Consider the following 18,524-nt stretch of genomic DNA (forward strand, 5'->3'; position numbering starts at 1 on the left):
GAGCGGTCCTCTATTATCCTTACTTCATGTACTGTCTGCGATTCCTGCGAATGAACTTGACCGGCGATGGTTTCTCACGCGGCCATTTTACAAGCAAATAGTCTTTAGTATAAACAAACTTGTCTCTGTCGTCATCCGATATCTCATACTCCTTGCCAAGGAATATGGCTTCTTCCGGACAAGCTTCCTCGCAGAATCCGCAGAAAATGCAGCGCAGCAGGTTTATCTCGTAGATCTTCGCTCTGCGTTCGCCTTTGTCTGATTCCTCAGGCTCCATGTAAATTGCATCCGCCGGACATGCCGCAGCACAGAGGCCACAACAAACACATCGTTCAGTGCCGTCCTCGTACCGCTCAAGGAAGTGCAGGCCGCGATATCGCGGATACATCGGCACTTTCTGTTTTGGATACTGGAAACTGACCGGCTTCCTAATTGCGTTCTTCAGTGTTGTGAAGAAGCCTATCGGAATCGAAACGAAAACTCTTTTGAGCGCTGCAAACATATTCTATAGACCTAAAGTTTGAAAAACGCCGTCACTAACACATTGATAACTGCAATCGGTAACAGATACTTCCATCCGAAATTCATGAGTTGATCATATCTGAACCTGGGAAGTGTTCCTCTTGTCCAGATGTAGAATATCATAAACGCCGCGACTTTGAGCATAAACCAGACAATCGGCGGTAGTAACGGTCCCTGCCATCCTCCAAAGAACAGTGTAGCCGCGATAGCGCCAACTGTAATCATGTTGGCATATTCCCCGACAAAGTACATCCCAAATTTCATAGACGAGTATTCAGTGTGGTATCCGGCTACCAGTTCACTCTCAGCCTCCGGCAGATCAAACGGTGACCGGTTGGTTTCGGCGACCGCACAGACAAAATAGATCAGGAATGCCGCGGGATTCTTGAATACGTACCAATCAAGCACTGAACTCTGGCTGTTGACGATATCAACGAGATTCAGCGATCCTGACAAAAGCACCACGACAACTATGGCGAGTCCCATTCCAATCTCGTAGGAGATCATCTGTGCAGTCGATCTCAGTCCACCCAGAAGTGAGTACTTCGAGTTCGAGGACCAGCCTGCAAGAACAACCGCGTACACTCCGAGAGAAGTCACTCCAAGTACATATAGAATGCCGATGTTAAGATTGGAGATCACGAGATCGATCTGTCTGCCGAAAAGCGTGATCGAGTCGCCGAAGGGTACGACCGCGATGCTCAGCGTCGCCGGAATAAATGCCGCCAATGGTGCAATGGCATAGATGAACTTGTCTACATGTTTCGGAGAAATGTCGTCCTTGAACAGCAGCTTGATCAAATCGGCAACAGGCTGCAACAACCCATGATACCCGGCATTCATGGGACCAAGTCTCGACTGAATGCGCGCCACGACCTTGCGTTCAAGCCAGGTCATATATGCGCATCCCGTCAGAAGGACCGCAAAGACCACGACCACTTTCACGAACATTATGAGGACGGGCGTCAAATCCATTCTACACCTTGACCAAACTGACTTTGTCTATGTCAAGCTCACGGTTCATGAGCGTGTTAGCGACCATCTCGGGGAAATTGTCCGGTATCCAAACGCAATCATCCCTGAGATTCTCAATGTACTTCACCGGTCCTATCACCTTGCCAGACTCATTCTCGACTTTGACCAGATCCCCCTCAGACAATATCAAATCATTTGCTGTTTTCTCGGAAAGTCCGATGAATGGTCCACCGAGAAATCGGCAAAGGCTCTCCGACCTTGTGGTTCGGTTGCGGCCGATATGATGATCTCCGTTGCCGGTAAGAAGCACAAACTTGTGTATGTCACTCTCAACAGGCTTCTTCTTCTCTATAGTCTGCAGCCTTGCATTCCTGCTCGGTGATCGACTCGACGGCAGTCGAAGCCCTTCTTCCGGGAAATTGTCAAAAGAGATATCTCCGTTTTCAGTAAACATGGGAGCGAATTCATCAAATATCTTCTGACTACTCTCGTATTCAAAATCGACACCAATCTTGGCTGCAAGATCGGCGAATATTCGCCATGCAGGCTTTGAAGGTGCAATCGGTTTGATGACCTGCTCAAAGGTCTGAATGCGGCCCTCCCAATTGCAGAAGCTTCCGGATGACTCCATGTGGCTCGATTTAGGAAGAATTACGTCAGCCAATTTAGCTGTCTCTGTTAGATACAGGTCAGTGACAACAAGAAAATCGAGTTTAGACAATGTGGAGCAAATATGCTTGTGATCCGGATAGTTGGTGATAGGGTCGGCACCGACTACAAAAGTAAGTTCGACCTTGCTCTCCTCAATCTGCCTCAGAATGTCGATTGTATCCGCACCCTGGCGGTCTGGGACCCCAGTCGGCATTGCAGAAGATACTATCTCCTTCTCGTCAATCCCTTTGCGGAATGGCAGCCGGTCGGGTCGCATGCCAAAGAAGTAGCAACCCTTACTGTTGGAGCCATTGCGGTGTATCAGAATGCTGTTTTGGTCACCGGTTACATTGCCGCTTACAAGCGCCAGATTGAACAGGGCAGTGAGTATCATATCACGTTGATAATGGAGGGCTACATGCGAGCCAGTAATGAACACCGCCCGTTTCGCGATAGCGATCTGTCGCGCAAATGTAGTAAGGTCATTTGCAGAAATCCCTGACGAGGCGCTGACTTCATCGGTGGAGCAAAAGTCTGTTTCGTTTAAGAAAGCCTCTATCTGTTTATCCTGTAGGCCCGTCTCACTTGGATCGACCAGCTTCTCCTGGAGAATGATCCTTGCGAGACATGTAAGAACCTCTATTTCGGAATTAGCAGCGTGGAGGTACTCAGCTCCGGAGCGCGACAGTCTGCTTGGAGCAGGATTGATCATTGCTATTCGAGCTCCATTCAATCGTTTCGCCTTGAGGAGCCTCAGCGCTGTAATCGGATTCTCCGTGTGCAGGTCTGATCCGACAATCAGGAATTGATCTACCTTCTCGAGGTCATCGAAAGACAGATTGGTGCCGATGATGCCGAGCTTTCGTAGCTCTGGTGTATGCGTGAGCTTTCTCTTTCGATGCAATCTATGATCGATCGAATTCGAGCCGATGACCGATCTGATGAATTTGCTTATCACATAATAATCTTCGTTTGACTCTTCGGAGCCTATGAGAGCTGCAATACCCTGGGGGCCGAGTTTCTCGGAGATAGACTTGATCTTTGTTACGATAGCGTTGTAAGCCTCATCCCACGAGCACTCAACCAGCGCTCCTCCACGCTTAATCATGGGCGATTTAAGCCGATCCGGGTGCTGTACGAACTGATAGCCATATCTGCCGACATCGCATAGGAATGCGTCGTCAACACGATCATTCCGTCTGACCGTCGCTCGGTATATCTTATCACGGAAAGTCCACATCGTGAGGTTACAATTGTCAGGGCACAAATTGCAGATCGTTTTCTTCTGCTTTGTCAGCCACACTCTGACTCTGTATCGCCAATCGAGATTGGTCAGTGCACCAACCGGGCAGTACTCCACAATATTGCCGGAATAGAGATTTCGGACCTCTCTGCCGGGAGGAGGAAGTATCTCGGTTCCGTGGCCTCGATTGAATGCACCGAGGTCATCCTCTTCACATATTTCATCGACGATTCGCGTGCATCGATAGCAGTGTATGCAGCGATTCTGGTTTCGGATTATTTCCGGACCGATCTGAAGATCATCGAAGGTCGAATTAGAATCTGTAATGAACCTCTGCCGCTCCTCAATAGTGCGAGCGCTGTCGACGCCATACTGATAAGTGATATTTTGCAGCGGGCACTCTCCGCCTTTGTCGCAGGTCGGACAGTCAAGCGGATGATTCAGCAATATGAATTCGATGACACCACGTCTGGCTTTAACAACTCTTTCGTTGTTCGTAAAGACAACCATTCCATCCGCAGCCGGCGTAGAACAGGATATTTGCAGCTTGGGCCACTTCTCGACCTCGACCAGACAAACCCTGCAGGCACCAATCGATTTCAACTTAGGATGCCAACAGAAGACAGGAATGTCTATCCCGTTTTCGAGCGCAGCTTCGAGTATGGTCTTACCAGCCGTTGTGGTAATCTCTTTGCCGTCTATAGTAAGTCTTATCTCACTCATTTAAATGAAACTCGGGAATTTGTTCTCGACCATACACTTCTTGTGCTTGATGTGATACTCAAACTCATCTCTGAATGTCTTCGCAAACGCTCGCACGGGCATAGCAGCAGCGTCACCGAGCGGGCAAATTGTCTGTCCTTCGATATTGTCGCACACGTCGAGCAGCAGATCAATGTCCGTTTCCGTGCCTTCCCCCTTCTCGATTCTGTCGAGCATCTGGTACATCCACTGAGTGCCCGTACGACAGGGAGTGCACTTTCCGCAGGACTCATGCATATAGAAATATGCCAGCTTCCTCGCGGCATATACCATACACGTGTCTTCATGCATCACAATCACACCACCAGAGCCAAGCATGGACCCTGCTTGAGCAAGAGATTCAAAGTCGAGCAGAACATCTATCTGGTCAGGTTTCAAAACCGGCGTGGACGATCCACCCGGTATCACTGCCTTCAGCTTCTTGTCATCCAGAATGCCGCCCCCGATATCATATATCAAGTGCTTGAGAGGCATGCCGAGTTCGAGCTCGTAATTGCCGGGATTCTTGACATGACCCGACAGGCAGAATATCCTCGTGCCTTTTGATTTTTCGGTACCCATCGCGGAGTACCATTCGGCGCCGTTGTTGATTACCAGCGGAACGTTAGCAAGCGTCTCTACATTGTTGACGACTGTCGGGCATGCATAGAGACCCTCAAGGGCCGGGAACGGCGGTCTGATGCGCGACAATCCGCGTTTGCCTTCGAGAGATTCAAGCAACGCCGTCTCTTCACCGCATATATAGGCTCCACCACCAGTGTGTACGGTAATCTCCAAATCATAGCCGCTACCAAGAATGTTCTTGCCAAGCATGCCCTTGCCGTATGCTTCCTCGACAGCTTTGCGCATCCTCGATGCCGGGAAAACAAATTCGCCGCGAATGTAGATGAATGCATGGTGCGCGCCTATCGCATATGACGCTATGGCCATACCTTCGACGACTGCGTGTGGATCGTTTTCCAGCAGAACGCGGTCTTTACATGTGCCCGGTTCAGATTCATCACCATTGCATACGAGATACTTCGGCTTGGGAGAGTCTTTCGGGACAAATCCCCACTTCACGCCGGCAGGAAATCCTGCCCCGCCACGTCCACGGAGACCGGAGCGCTTAACAACATCTGCGACCTCTTCCGGCTTCATCCCCTTCAAGACCTTATCCCACGCCGTGTACCCGCCGCCAGAAATATATGTTTCTATTCTGTGCTGATCGAGATTATCAACATTCTTCAATAGAACTTTCAGTTCCATTCAGTCTATCCCTTACTTCTCAACTCTTCGATGATAGAATCAACCTTGATGCGAGTCAGCTTCTCGTAATATTTGTCGTTAACTTGCATCATTGGTGCGGTAGTGCATGATCCGAGACACTCTACCGTCACAACCGTGAACAATCCGTCCTTTGTGATATCGCCCAGTTTGACGTTCAGTTTCTCCAACAGATACTCGATAAGTGAATCTGCACCGAGCAATGAGCACGATATGTTCTGGCAGACCTGAATGAAATACCTGCCGACCGGCCTCTTCGGAAACATCGTATAGAATGATGCGGCCTCGGCGACATCTACCAATTGCAGTTCGAGAATATCCGAGATTTCGCGATACAGATCATCATTAAGATGGCCAACCTGCCAATATGCAATCGTTAGCGCGGGCAAAATGCACGAGCGGCGCTGAGGATAGTGCGGTATCGTCAACCTAATCTGCTTCACGCTCTCGTCGGTCAAAATCATCGGTCAACCTCGCCCAGTACAATATCAATCGATCCAATAGCCGCAATTACATCCGCGACAAGACCGCCCTGACACAGCTTCTTGAGTGCCGCGGTATGCACAAAACATGGTGGCCTGACCCGCATGCGATATGGATACGGTCCGCCATCCGACACTATATAGAAGCCAAGCTCCCCCTTAGGACCTTCGATGCCTTGATACACTTCTCCGACGGGAGGATGGATTCCTTCCGTGATAATCTTGAAATGGAATATGAGCGATTCCATTTCGGTTAGTACTTTCTCCTTCGGGGGAAGCACTATTCCGGGGGCATGAGCGCGGTACAGCCCTTCCGGCATTCCATCGAGAGTCTGTCGGATGATCCTAAGGCTCTGACGCATCTCTTCGAGTCTCACGAGATACCGTGCGTAGACATCGCAGCCGTCATTAGTCGGAATATCGAAATCGAATTTTTCGTATGATGAGTACGGATTTGCCTTCCTTAGATCATGCTTCATACCGCAAGCTCTCAGAAGAGGTCCGGTAAACCCGCAACTGATAGCATCCTCCGGTGAAATCTTAGCAACGCCGATTGTGCGATTACGCCAGATGGGATTGTTTGTCAGCAAGTCTTCATACTCGTTAAATTTCGACGGGAAGTCCTCGAGTATATCTCGCATCTTCTCCTCAAAATCGACCGGGAGATCCTCAGCAAGTCCACCGAGACGGAAATAAGTCGACATCATGCGCTGACCAGAGACAAGCTCATATATTCCCAGGATCTTCTCTCGCTCGCGGAAAGCATACAGCAACATGCTCATGGCACCGATATCAAGGGCGTGTGTTCCGATCCAGACTAGATGCGAATTGAGTCGTGTTAGTTCAGTGAGGCATACTCTCGCCCACTGCGCCTTAGCGGGGATCTCTATACCCAGCAACTTCTCGACTGCCAGGCAGAAACCGAGATTGTTCGACATCGGAGCGAGATAATCCATCCGATCAGTGAGGGGGATTGCTTTGTAGTAGTGCTTCGATTCGGCGGTCTTCTCAATCCCGGTATGCAAATAGCCGATGATGGGATCAGCCTTGACGACAGTCTCGCCGTCGAGTTCGAGTTGAATCCGCAGAACGCCGTGTGTCGCCGGATGCTGCGGCCCCATGTTGATGGTCATCGTTCTGGTTTCCATCAGTCGATGACCTCCGGTGGGTCGTCAATATTGTATGTGAATTGAGGGACTTCGTATGTCAATGGGAAATCTTTCCTCAGCGGATGACCTTCAAAGCCATCAGGCGTCAGAATCCTGGTCAGGTCAGGATGCCCTTCGAATTCGACACCGAAGAGATCGTACACCTCTCGCTCGAACCAGTTTGCGATATCCCAGATTCCACAAAGGCTCGATATCTTCTCCCCTTCCTTCAATCGTACCTTAAGTCTTACATAAGTGTGCGAATCAAAGGAATAGAGAAGGTAGACGACCTCATGTCGCTGCTCACGATCAGGCCAGTCGGTGGCGGTCAGGTCGGTGAGGAAAGTATATGCGAATTCCGGTTCATCTCTGAGGAATTCCACTATGCCAATGAGGAACTCTTTCGAAATTATGAACGTCAACTCATCCCTGAAATGGAGCACTTCAAGGATAGAATCTCCGAAGGCTTCCCTCAGCTTTGTCTCTATATTGTCGTGCGTCACTGTCACAAGCTAGCTATTCTTTTCACAATCGTTGATCTGCTTTGCTCATCTACCGCTCTAATCGAAGCCGAATTCACGCAGGCTTCTTCACCGATTCTGTCTTAATTTTCTCCTGGAGCTTCACTATTCCATCTATCAACTGTTCAGGCCTGGGAGGGCAACCGGGAACATAGACATCCACCGGCAAGATTTTGTCAACGCCTTGCAGAATTGCATAGTTGTTGAAGACGCCTCCGCTCGACGCACAAGCTCCCATAGCGATAACCCATTTTGGTGATGGCATCTGATCGTAGAGGCGCTTGAGTACCGGCGCCATCTTGTTCGAGACCCTGCCCGAGACAATCATCAGGTCGGCTTGCCGGGGGGATGCACGCATTACTTCCATTCCGAAGCGTGCCAGATCGAATCTCGGCCCAAACGTTGACATCATCTCAATTGCGCAGCAGGCGAGTCCAAATCCAAGCGGCCACAGGGACGATTTCCTGGCCCAGTTAACCATTTTGTCAACGCTTGTCAGGAGTATCCCATCCGGAATCTTTTCCTCTAATCCCATTTCAGGGCACCTCTGCGGAGAATGTATACGTATCCAATCAAGAGAATTCCAATGAAAACGAGCATTTCAATGAATCCGAATAACGCGAGTCTTTTGTAGACAACTGCCCACGGATACATGAAAACCACTTCTATATCAAAGACTATGAACAGAATCGCTATGAGGTAAAACTTCACCGGGAATCGTTCCTTTGTCGAGCCGACTGGTTCCACTCCGCACTCGTAAGGCGTATCCATGAAAACGGAATCGGGAGTTTTCCTGCCGAGAAACTTTGAAGCGAGATAGAGCCCCCCACCTGCGGCTATCGAAACGAAAAGTAGCAGTGCAATCGGAAAAAATGTCTCAAACACAAGTCGCTCCTGTATACGCCGCGAATGATTAGCGGCAAATCTAAATAATATATGCTGGCATGTCAACAGTTATTTGGTGAACGCTGTGAGGCTCAATGACTTCAAGGTCTTGCGGTGCCATGCTGCGCGAGCCTCTTTAGATTAGCGGATGAGAGGCGTACTTCGTTTTATCCGAATATGTACTCCAGCAAAGCGATGGCATCATCAATATCAATCACTGAATCCCCGTTGAAGTCGCCCGTCTCAAAGACCTGAGGGGCTGGGCCACCCTGATATATGTAATCAATGAGGTAGACAACATCATCGATGTCAATGGCTCCTGAACCGTCAGCATCGCCCTGCACAAACGTCAGGAATATGTCAGTATCTATCTGCTGAAATGATGCGAAGCTCCACGAAAAGTCGTACGGTGTAGAGTACCCGTTCGCCTGACCCAGATCCTGTAGTCTCTCGAAATGGAATCTGATTCTGTCTTCAGGAGGATTTCTTACCTCGAATGTGAGCGTGACTGCCAGACCACTGCCGGGTGGTAGCGAATTGCCCTGTGTTGAGTCGGGGTTGTCCGGCATGCCATAGAACATGGTGCCGGAACTGCGCTCAATCGCCGAAACTCTGTCCCATTCGGAAGGCAGGCGACTGCCTGACAGCGAGTATGAAACGAGCCCCAGTTCATCAGCATCGTAGTTGATCTTGAATGATATTCCATTTGCCGTAAGGCTATTGGAGAAGTAAACTGGAATATCGAACTCGGATGTCGGAGCGCCGGTGTAACCATCGAACCATATTGAATCACCAGACATATGCAGCACCTCCCGGCTACTAAGCAAAGGCTTTGTATGCTCAAAGACTATGGCACGCATCAGAACGACATCAGATATTGTCCAGGGAAATCCGTCGGCATTGATGTCAGCATTCTCGGTCTGTGCTTCTGCATCCACGTAGGAAGCTATCCCCGTTTCAAGCTGCTCGAACATCAGGTTCAAATCCGCAATCTCGTAGCTTTTCCCGTTGAGGTCCACGTCGCCACGTTCAAGAGCGCCAGCCGGGTCGACTTTGAACAGAATTGAACCGTGGTTGAAATCAGGCACATAGTAGATACCGAGCGGATCGGAGATTCCATTCTCCGCCGGAAATTCGTTGTCACAACAGAAGCTCAGCGGAAGCAGCGACCCCTTCGGAATGGAAGCATCTGAAGTCAACATGAGATTGGCCACAGGTCCATCACCGGCAGGAATATACGCGTCTGGCGGAACGAAGATAACGAATCCCCGAATCGCATCGAGACCGAGGTTTGTGAACCAGGTTAGGTGGAGTTCAATTCCCTCGCTTCGGGTGTTATCCAGAGACAAATATTCCGCGTCGAGCGACCCTTGTTCAAACTCGAAGAGGAATTCGAATGCTCCGATCTTATGCACTGTGCTGATCGAGAGCGGAAGTGATACCAACTGGCCCGGCTCGGCGGAGATGTGCGGCAATATGAAAATCGTGGAGTCTGCCGGATCCGCCGATGCAACTCCGACGGTGCAGAAGACAATCAACGCCACTGTGATAATGATCATTGCGGGAATCGGTGGGTGCTTTGCCCTGAACATAATGCTCCTTCTGTCAAAGGTTCTCGGCCCAAAGTGCGCCAAATAGGCGAAGCGGGAGCGTTTCGGTCAGTACCAAATGAACTATGATCGATCCGGTAATTCTGTCAAGCCGGAATCTCGTGGCGTAGCTACGCACTGGGGCGAAAGACAGACACTACCCAAATATGTATTCCAGCAAAGCAACTGCGTCATCGATATCAATCGCGAAGTCTCCGTTGAAGTCACCTATCTCGAATACCTCAGGGGCTGGACCACCTTGAAACATGTAGGCAATCAGGAAGACGACGTCATCTATGTCAATGGCTCCGGAACCGTCAGCATCGCCTTGCACGAACGTCAGGAATATGTCAGTATCGATTTGCTGAAATGACGCGAAATTCCACCAGGGATATTCGAAAGTCGCATAGCCATTAGCTTGGCCCAATAACTGCATTCTTTCAAAATGGAACCTGATCCTATTCTCTGGCGGATTTAGGACCTGGAATCTGAGTGTCACAGCTAGCCCGCTACCGGGTGCCAACGTATGGTCTTGCGCCGTGCCAGACGTGTCCGGCATCGCATAGAACATAGTTCCGGAGCTGCGCTCAACAGCTGAGACTCTGTCCCACTCGGGAGGGATGCGGCTGCCAAGAAGCGAATATGACACCAAGCTGATCTCGGAGGCATGGTAGTTTATCTTAAATGACATCCCGCCCGCTGGGAGACTGTTAGAGAAATAGACCGGGATGTAGAAGTCAGTAGTGGGAGTGCCCACATAGCCATCAAGCCAAATGGAGTCCCCCGGCAAATGTATAATATTGCGCTTGACAGGACACGGCGGCGCTCATTTATTGTAGAATCAATAGGGTTGGAGAGTATTAGGTCCATTGAATTTGATCCAGATAGTTGATCACCTCTGGAGGAGAAATGCACGCACGTAATTTTGTGCAGATTGAAGTCTGCCTCGTTGCACTGCTGTCAATCCTTGCTTCAACATCGTTTGCTATTGAAAATGTGACCCTGACAACCAAAGCTGGCGTGACATACGAGACTGTCACGCTAACAGTCGATCACGATCTTCAGGTGGTCAATATGATCAGTGGCACTGTGGAGCTTATGATCGGTTTTGGCGCTATCGAATCGATCATTGATGCGACCGGCAGGGATGTAACATCCGATCTGCTAGGAAAAACAGAGCGGGGATATGATAAGATCCCCGGCGCTGTATATGGGACGGTCGTGACCAAAGCGGGCGTGAGATATGACGACATCGCAATAAAAGTGGATGCTGCGGTGCAGATCATAAGTCTGATTAGGGATTCAGAAGAAGTAAAAATCGGTTATGGAGCCGTTGAGTCGATCACAGATCACACTGGCAGAGACATAACGAATGAGCTGCTGGGAAGAAAAGTGAAAAGCGTCATTCCTGCCGAGTATGGAACGGTGGTAACGAAGTCGGGCGATGTGTACAGGGATGTTCATATCAGGGCCGACAAGAGTGTGGGGATTATAACAATTATCAGGGGTGACACCGAAACACAGCTCGGCTTCAGTGCTATCGAGTCAATCACGAGTGAGTCTGGCAGAGACATAACGGGTGATATGCTGGGTGAGGCGTCACGCGAGAAACATACGAAGCCAAGTGCAAGCCTGTACGGGATGCTCGAAACCAAATCAGGGCACGTATTCGAAATGGCGACTCTGTTAATCGATCGCGACCGTGAAATCGTCACGGTGAAGAAGGGTGACGATGAAACTATGGTCCGGTTCGGTGAAATCGAGTCCATCACTGACCTGTCCGGTAACGACGTTACCGCAATCTATCTCTATTCGTCGATGGTTATGGATGAAGACGGTATGATAGTTCCGGTTGGGCCGGGGCTGCGAAGATATAAAGCAAAACCGTGGCACATCGGCCTTTCGATGCTGGGTGCCGTTTCCAAGCCTGCCGGCAAGTACTACGAGGGAGTGGGTGGTGGTGGAGGTTATGAATTGAACCTCTTCATGGCGACCAAGGGTGGTATGGCACTGAAGTTCATGGTAGCCAAGGCAGGCATGCATTTCAAAGAGACTCCCACCCTTCCGCCCGGAATCCATGCAGAGATTGCCACAATGAAATTCATGTTCGGGTCGCAATACATGCTGCCATATCCGTGCGATATGAAGCCCTGGAAATTCCTTTTCAGATCAACTGGAGGGCTGGGACTCGTAAGCACGGAGGTGTCGGTTAAGGGGGAATTCTTCGATCCCGAAATAGGATACTCTACGTATATTGATGAATCTGAGTCTTTGGTTAATTTTGCTCTTCATTTTGATTTCGGAACGGTCTTTCTACTTCGGTCTTTTGTCGGGCTGGATCTCAGTTTTGCGTTTAACTGGATCTACGGAAGAGACGGCCCTTATGGTGTTTATGTGTCAAACGACGGGTTCCTTTTTGATTTCCGCGGCGGAATTGTGTTCCTGCTATAGTAGGTGCCGCGCGAGAAACCATTAGGGATTGATCAGCCTATTGAAATAGATTCTGATAAGCCGGGGGTTTACTGTTGCAATATCAATGTCACCGTCGTTGTCGAAATCGGCTGGGCAAATGCTGGTGAGTCCCCCAGTTGTATAATCCTCTGGAACAACATAGTAGTCTGCAGGTTGGAAAGAACCGTCGCCTAACCCCGGGAGAAAACTGAATCCGGAATATCCGGGGCCGACCAAGTCAGTCTTCAGGTCATTGTCCAGGTCAATAGCTTCTATTCTATCGGTGTTAATGTCTGCTGCCACGAGGCTACGGTTGTCAAATATTAGACTACCGGCACCGTCATTTAAGTATACAGACAGATAAGCCTGATAGTCCATAGTTTCAGTCGCTAACAGATCGATAGAATTGTCACCATTCAAAAGAGTTGCCGTAATGGTGTACGCTTGAATCCCGGGAAAGTGCTCAACGTCGTCGCTAAAGGTGCCATTGCCGTTGTTCGTCAACTTTACAAGACTCCATCCCGTAGCGATCAAAAGGTCGTTTATACCTCTATTGTCAATGTCCGCGGCTTCGATATCATATGCTGGTGTGCCAGTAACGTATGATTGGGGACCGGAAAACGCGCCGTATCCATTATTCAGCAGGACCAATACATTGTTGGTATCAACGTGGTGGACGCACGCGATATCATCTATAGCATCGCCGTTCAGGTCTGCAGCGACAAATGAATAGGACGTATAGCCGATTGGGTAATCAACATGTGCTGCAAATGTGCCGTTGCCACTATTCAACAAAATCGAGATGGAATTGGAGAACTCATTCATAGTCACAATATCGTCATACTGATCAGCATTAAGTCGAGCGGACAGTATGAGTATCGGCCATGAAGCGGTACGCATATCCAGTGAGTGAGTTAGATTGCCCTGCCCATCGTTTTCAATCAGCGCCACCATCGACTCGCCCTCCCGGATAACCGCGAGATCGACATCGCCGTCATGATCAAAATCTGCGGCGGTCGCATAGGATCCCCAGAACTCGACCTCCAGCGTGCTGGGTGAGATTACATCAAACATATCTTCTTCGGCCAGGTATGTAGTTGCGCTATCTGAGTTGGATAAAGATGACCATTGGTTGGGGTGTTCATCACGGGAACGTATCGCGAAGTAGTATGTCTGGCCGGGCCACAGGTCGCCAATGAGCAGGCTCTCGTGGGTCCCTGCCGGGCTTGGTACGAGGTCGTACCACCACTCCAGATGATTCGTATATTCCCAGTTCTGGATGTTGATAGGTTCATGGTAGTAGCGGATATCATACTGGAATGCTCCCTCGGTGGGGCCATCGTCGGCGGGAGCAGTCCACTCCAATAATACCGAATATCGTGAAGCTCGAGTGACTATCAGATCGGTGATTGCCGCAGGCGCTGAATTGTCAGTGTCAGGAGACCCGGTTTTCTGTATGACGATATTGGAAAGTGCCGTGACTTTGTCGTAACCCTCCAGCCTCGTTGCAAAATAGTACTGCGTACCAGAATACAGATTACTAACTTTGAAAGTCTCTGTTTCTCCGGTATCCTTCGGATCTATCATCTGGTGAACTATCCGCATCGCCGAGGTAAGATTGCTTGTGGATAACGGGAAGTCCGCGTAATAAATTATATAGCCGAATCCCCAATGGTAGTTGTTATCGGTGTCAAAGGTTGATGTCCAGCTAAGGGTGATAGAGCTATCCGTGACAGCCGTAGCTGCTAAATCAGTGACTGCTGCAGGTGGAGTCTCATCCTGCGGATCATGCTGATTGTTGTTATCAAAAGGATTATTGCTCTTGTTCGAGCAACCTGCAATAAGCAGACTGAGGAGCAGAAACAACATTGCAAGGCGTGTGCGTTCTAACATGGCACCTCCCGCGCTAATCTCTTAAAATTGGACGGCTACAGAGATGGTTTTATCCGAAGTATCACACGTATTTGGTCGGCTTCTCCGACTGTTTGTCATGATACATTAAAGACTCTTCACATCAGAATATAATGCACAGATTGTATAATGTCAATCGCCAGTTTACGATTCTGTTTTCGCATGCGCCGAGGGGATGGCAGCAGATATTGACCGACTAACCCCTTATGATGGAGAGGCTTGCTCATCAGGAAACTGGGGCACACGTAAATATATGATGAGACCTGCGAGCATTATGATGGCCAGAGAGAAAACGGCGAAGCGGTATTCGATTGACTGGCTGACCGACTGGGAGACCTGAACACCAATCCAACCGAGAAGTGATAGCATCCATTTGGCGGGCGGACTACCCTCTTTGCAAAGCAATACGACCGCGCCCCACGCCACCGGGCCAATCACAGCTGCTGCCTTTCCGGATAAACTGTATAGTCCATAGAACAGGCCCAGCTTCTGCTCCGGAACGAGGCTGTTCAGTATCGGTCTCGAAATTGTCCAGGTCGATCCGAGCAGGATGCCGACCACTGATCCAAGAATCCAGAAGAGGGTCTCATCCGTCGTGAAACTGACGAAAACCAGAAGCATCACCCAACCGATAACGACACATTTCAGTGTAGCGTAATGACCAAAACGATCGGAGGTTCTGCCCGACATAACTGAGCCAACTACAGCGCTTAGTGTCGACACGATGAAAAGCGTAATCTTGGCCTTGTCAGGCAACCCCATCACTTTCTCTGTATAGACAGCCATAAATATTATCAGCGTGGCGATTGCATCCTCGAAGAGAAAATCAGCAATCAAGAACCTGAATGCACCTCGATACTCTTTCGCCTCCTTCAGGCTTTTCACCAATCCGCGAATCGGCCCATCTCGCTCGACAGCGATCTTACGAACAGTCGGTTTCTCTTTTAGAAGAATCCAAGTTGGCAGGAAGAAGAGAAAAAACAGGATTGCCGTCGGCAAGAATGCAGCATGACGCCCCGCTGGCCAGAAAGGCACTGCTCCATCGACAAAAGGCTGCACGAGCAGCAGTCCGCAGATCGCCCCGACATATCCCAGTCCCACACCCAATCCAGAGATTGTTCCCACATTCTGCTTAGTTGACACAGAAGTCAACATCGCATTGTAGAATACGAGACCACCCTCGTAGAAGTAGTTGGCGACACCGACACAGATGAGACCAAATATCATAAGGGAAGCGACATCACTGATTACCAACGCCATAGTACCGAGAAAGGCTGTCGCGAATATGCAACCGATTGTAAACAGGACAAGAAGGCCCTTCTTGTTGCCTCTACTGTCTGATCTGTGTCCGAGTATTGGCAATGTGAGGGCGACAGCGACCATCGAGCTCGAATATGCGACACTGTAGTAGATGTCGGGATATCCGAGATCTACAACAATCCACTGCGCGAAGTACATAGTCAGGATGTTCATCGAGAAGATCGTGTTGGCAAAATCATAGATCAGCCATCCAAAGAGAGAAGATCTCTTATGAAATCCTGGAAAGTCCATTGTGGATCAGAAACCCAATTCGGGTGAGATTCTTGTCATGCCTTCGAGCGCGAGAGTCATAAATTCATCGAGAGTCAGTTCGATCTTCTCGCAGGCAGCAATTTCGTCACGTCCTGCCCCGGCTGCGAAGCGTTTTTCTTTGAATCGTCTCAGCATATATTCCGACGTAACGCTCGCAAGTTTCTTGTCCGGATGCATCAAAACACCAGCCACGATAAGGCCAGTGACGGGATCTGAGCAATAGAGTGCCCAATCCATCCGGCTCTCACATGGAATGTGTCCCGGATGGGCACGGATGGCATGCAGCATTTCCGGAGTAAGCTCCGCGCCTGCCTCAGTCAGCCATTGCTCCGTTATGAAAGTATGATCAGATGGCTTGTCGGCGGTAACGCTGTAGTCCAGATCATGCAGAAGTCCGACCAGCCCCCACTTCTGCTCATCTTCGCCGAAATACTCCGCCAGTCGAATCATCACAGCTTCGACCGCGAGGATATGTTTGACGAGGTTTTTCTGGGTGACGTTTTTCTTAACAAGATCATATGCATCCTGACGCGATATCAAGCTCCCCTCCTCAATCGATAAATAACCATCTAAGACCCCACCAGACTCGTCTGCTCGATGGGTACCCGAACACAGTCTGGTACTTCTTGTTTGCTATGTTTTCCATTGTATAATAGAAATTGAAGCTCTTAATCCTTAGGGAGATTCTGGCGTGTAACAAGATGTAGTCTCCCAGATCTCCTGTATTCAGGTAGTTACCAAAATTGGTCGAGTGGTACTCCGCATCAATGCTGGGGAATGCATCCAGCTTGAGCTTCCTGACATGCTGTTTCCAGGATACTGAAGCGTGAATATTATGTCGTGGCATCAGAGAGAGATTTCCATCCGAATTCTTGTCATCGATTCGAGTATATGTATAAGATGATTTCAACTTTGCCGACCCGAGGAATCTGATCCCACAGGTTCCCGTCAATGCATAGAGGTTCGCCTCGTGTGCCTCAGGCTGATACAAGCCGCCGCTCTCACCCTCGTAGGCTTGCCAGATCACCATGTTATCGATTCTGCAAGCTCGACCGGTTGCCGTCAGATCGTACCTGCCAAGACTGTACCTGATCTCAGCAGACGCTTTGGCGACGAGGGTTGGCTTCAAACTGCGATCTCCATTGTGATAATACAAAGAAGGACCATCACCAGCGATTTCCAATCCCCATGGCTTGAGAAACCGTGCCATGTCTGTTGGTGGGATGTGAGATACGCCTACAGAGGTTCGCAGAGTCAGGCTGTCGATTGAGCGCAGAATCATTTCTGCTGTGCCGCCCACTCTCGATGCGTCTCCCCAGTCGTAGAGGTAATTCCCGGATAGAACCCAGGAAAGCCTCTCTTCGGGAAATAGACGAGCTCCTCCCAACACGTTAATTCGTGTATAATAGTCGTGCCCCGGCTCAATGGTGACTCTGTTGAAGACCAGTTGAGACTCAAAGAATGCGGTGTGCTGTCGGACTGGCCGCACAAGTTCACAGCCGAATTTGTAATTGTCGATCTTCTGACGCAGGAAGAGATATCTCGATCTGACTTTCTCTTCGAATGTCTGATAGTGAGCGTAGGCCCTTACATAATTCCCGGAAGAATCTTCATTCAGAGCATCGACCGTCAGACTACGATATGCATCATCTCGTTCAGCCGTTATCGATTCCCAACGTCCGAGGTGTGCGAGATTGTCGTCAACATTTAGATATCTTACGTCTGCATTGAGTTGCCATGCCGGGGTCAGTTTGTAGTGCAGATCAACGGCATAATTCTCGCGGTCTTTTCTTGAGTTGCTTCGATAGCCATTGTTCCCCTCTACACCCGCATTGAACCCCCATCCGAATCGACTGCCCGGCCGTTGTTTGAAGATCACATCAGTGTTGGAATAAGAGTAGTTTCCCTTATGGATCGAGAGATCAGCGTAAGCCTCATTAGCGTTGTGTGGTCGTCGGTATGCTATGAGAGATGCCGTGCCGGAGCGAGGATCATCGGTATCGACAATAAGGACATCCCCTTGCTCGAGGCTGAACAAGCGAAGGTCATTCATCCCGGCAATCGGGAACTCATACAGCTGGTATGAGCCGGCAAGATCGGGAGACAATCGCAGCAGATACGGAGGAAGCCCAAGAAAAGTCATCCCATAACTCTGTCCCATCGGTCCAGAGGTGAGACGATAGAACTGTGTGTCATCCCTGAGAGCATCACACAGCGAGAAGTACATCTGCGGGTGGTTCCCTGCAAGTTCTACAATGTCACCGTAACCAGTGGAGAGTGTCGTAGTCATCGGATTGCGATCGTAGAACTCCGGATAGATTGTGGGCAGTTCCGCCGGCAGCCCGAGCGAGTCTTCTATCAAAACCGAGTCGAAAGGCGATTCGAATCTTCGAGTTACGCTGAGGCTGTCATCATCGATGATCTGGCAATATGAACAGGGCGTGAACAGTGAGATGGCCAGTAATGCTACCAGCACTCCCAATACGACATTCGATGAAAGTGAATTCCGTGGCAGTCTCAAGGCTAAACCTCTGGATCATCACACG

Annotated in this window: 16 protein-coding genes; 1 reads left to right on the forward strand and 15 read right to left on the reverse strand. The window is 49.7% G+C overall.

What is annotated here, in order from left to right; genetic code table 11:
* Nucleotides 1–19: 19 nt before the first annotated feature.
* The 11 genes from nuoI to KKH67_13025 form a co-directional block, all read right to left on the reverse strand.
* Entirely contained in the window at nt 20–502 is a 483-nt protein-coding gene (nuoI, locus tag KKH67_12975) for an NADH-quinone oxidoreductase subunit NuoI (GenBank protein MBU1320093.1), read from the reverse strand.
* Between the two features lie 11 nt (nt 503–513).
* Nucleotides 514–1,497, reverse strand: coding sequence for an NADH-quinone oxidoreductase subunit NuoH (nuoH, locus tag KKH67_12980; protein ID MBU1320094.1), 984 nt, complete (start codon nt 1,495–1,497; stop codon nt 514–516).
* Between the two features lies 1 nt (nt 1,498).
* Entirely contained in the window at nt 1,499–4,114 is a 2,616-nt protein-coding gene (nuoG, locus tag KKH67_12985; GenBank protein MBU1320095.1) for an NADH-quinone oxidoreductase subunit NuoG, read from the reverse strand.
* On the reverse strand, nt 4,115–5,401 hold the full coding sequence (gene nuoF, locus KKH67_12990) for an NADH-quinone oxidoreductase subunit NuoF (GenBank protein ID MBU1320096.1): 1,287 nt from the start codon (nt 5,399–5,401) through the stop codon (nt 4,115–4,117).
* Nucleotides 5,402–5,406: 5 nt separating this feature from the next.
* Nucleotides 5,407–5,883 carry an NADH-quinone oxidoreductase subunit NuoE gene (gene nuoE / locus KKH67_12995; GenBank protein ID MBU1320097.1) on the reverse strand — a complete coding sequence of 159 codons (477 nt, stop codon included), beginning with the start codon at nt 5,881–5,883 and terminating at the stop codon, nt 5,407–5,409.
* Nucleotides 5,880–7,049: an NADH dehydrogenase (quinone) subunit D gene (gene nuoD, locus KKH67_13000; GenBank protein ID MBU1320098.1), complete on the reverse strand. Its 1,170-nt coding sequence runs from the start codon at nt 7,047–7,049 to the stop codon at nt 5,880–5,882. Before nuoD ends, nuoE begins: the two co-directional genes overlap by 4 nt.
* The gene (locus tag KKH67_13005; protein MBU1320099.1) at nt 7,049–7,558 is read right to left on the reverse strand and encodes an NADH-quinone oxidoreductase subunit C; all 510 of its coding nucleotides are present in this window, start codon (nt 7,556–7,558) and stop codon (nt 7,049–7,051) included. Before KKH67_13005 ends, nuoD begins: the two co-directional genes overlap by 1 nt.
* 67 nt (nt 7,559–7,625) lie before the next feature.
* Nucleotides 7,626–8,105: an NADH-quinone oxidoreductase subunit B gene (locus tag KKH67_13010; protein MBU1320100.1), complete on the reverse strand. Its 480-nt coding sequence runs from the start codon at nt 8,103–8,105 to the stop codon at nt 7,626–7,628.
* Entirely contained in the window at nt 8,096–8,455 is a 360-nt protein-coding gene (locus tag KKH67_13015; protein ID MBU1320101.1) for an NADH-quinone oxidoreductase subunit A, read from the reverse strand. The genes KKH67_13010 and KKH67_13015 overlap by 10 nt, the downstream gene beginning before the upstream one ends.
* Nucleotides 8,456–8,622: 167 nt before the next feature.
* Nucleotides 8,623–10,047 (reverse strand): hypothetical protein, encoded by a 1,425-nt coding sequence (locus KKH67_13020; protein ID MBU1320102.1) that lies wholly within the window; start codon nt 10,045–10,047, stop codon nt 8,623–8,625.
* A 154-nt stretch (nt 10,048–10,201) separates the two neighbouring features.
* The gene (locus KKH67_13025; GenBank protein MBU1320103.1) at nt 10,202–10,735 is read right to left on the reverse strand and encodes a dockerin type I repeat-containing protein; all 534 of its coding nucleotides are present in this window, start codon (nt 10,733–10,735) and stop codon (nt 10,202–10,204) included.
* Nucleotides 10,736–10,953: 218 nt separating this feature from the next.
* Here KKH67_13025 and KKH67_13030 point away from each other — a divergent pair, with 218 nt between their 5' ends.
* The gene (locus tag KKH67_13030) at nt 10,954–12,495 is read left to right on the forward strand and encodes a hypothetical protein (protein ID MBU1320104.1); all 1,542 of its coding nucleotides are present in this window, start codon (nt 10,954–10,956) and stop codon (nt 12,493–12,495) included.
* 21 nt (nt 12,496–12,516) lie between these two features.
* Here KKH67_13030 and KKH67_13035 read toward each other — a convergent pair whose 3' ends face one another.
* The 4 genes from KKH67_13035 to KKH67_13050 form a co-directional block, all read right to left on the reverse strand.
* The gene (locus tag KKH67_13035) at nt 12,517–14,388 is read right to left on the reverse strand and encodes a VCBS repeat-containing protein (GenBank protein ID MBU1320105.1); all 1,872 of its coding nucleotides are present in this window, start codon (nt 14,386–14,388) and stop codon (nt 12,517–12,519) included.
* A gap of 222 nt (nt 14,389–14,610) precedes the next feature.
* Nucleotides 14,611–15,957, reverse strand: coding sequence for an MFS transporter (locus tag KKH67_13040; GenBank protein MBU1320106.1), 1,347 nt, complete (start codon nt 15,955–15,957; stop codon nt 14,611–14,613).
* Between the two features lie 6 nt (nt 15,958–15,963).
* Entirely contained in the window at nt 15,964–16,515 is a 552-nt protein-coding gene (locus tag KKH67_13045; protein MBU1320107.1) for an HD domain-containing protein, read from the reverse strand.
* Between the two features lie 13 nt (nt 16,516–16,528).
* Nucleotides 16,529–18,499: a hypothetical protein gene (locus KKH67_13050; GenBank protein ID MBU1320108.1), complete on the reverse strand. Its 1,971-nt coding sequence runs from the start codon at nt 18,497–18,499 to the stop codon at nt 16,529–16,531.
* Between the last annotated feature and the right edge of the window lie 25 nt (nt 18,500–18,524).

Source organism: Candidatus Zixiibacteriota bacterium (genome assembly GCA_018820315.1).
Taxonomy (GTDB): Bacteria; Zixibacteria; MSB-5A5; order JAABVY01; family JAHJOQ01; genus JAHJOQ01.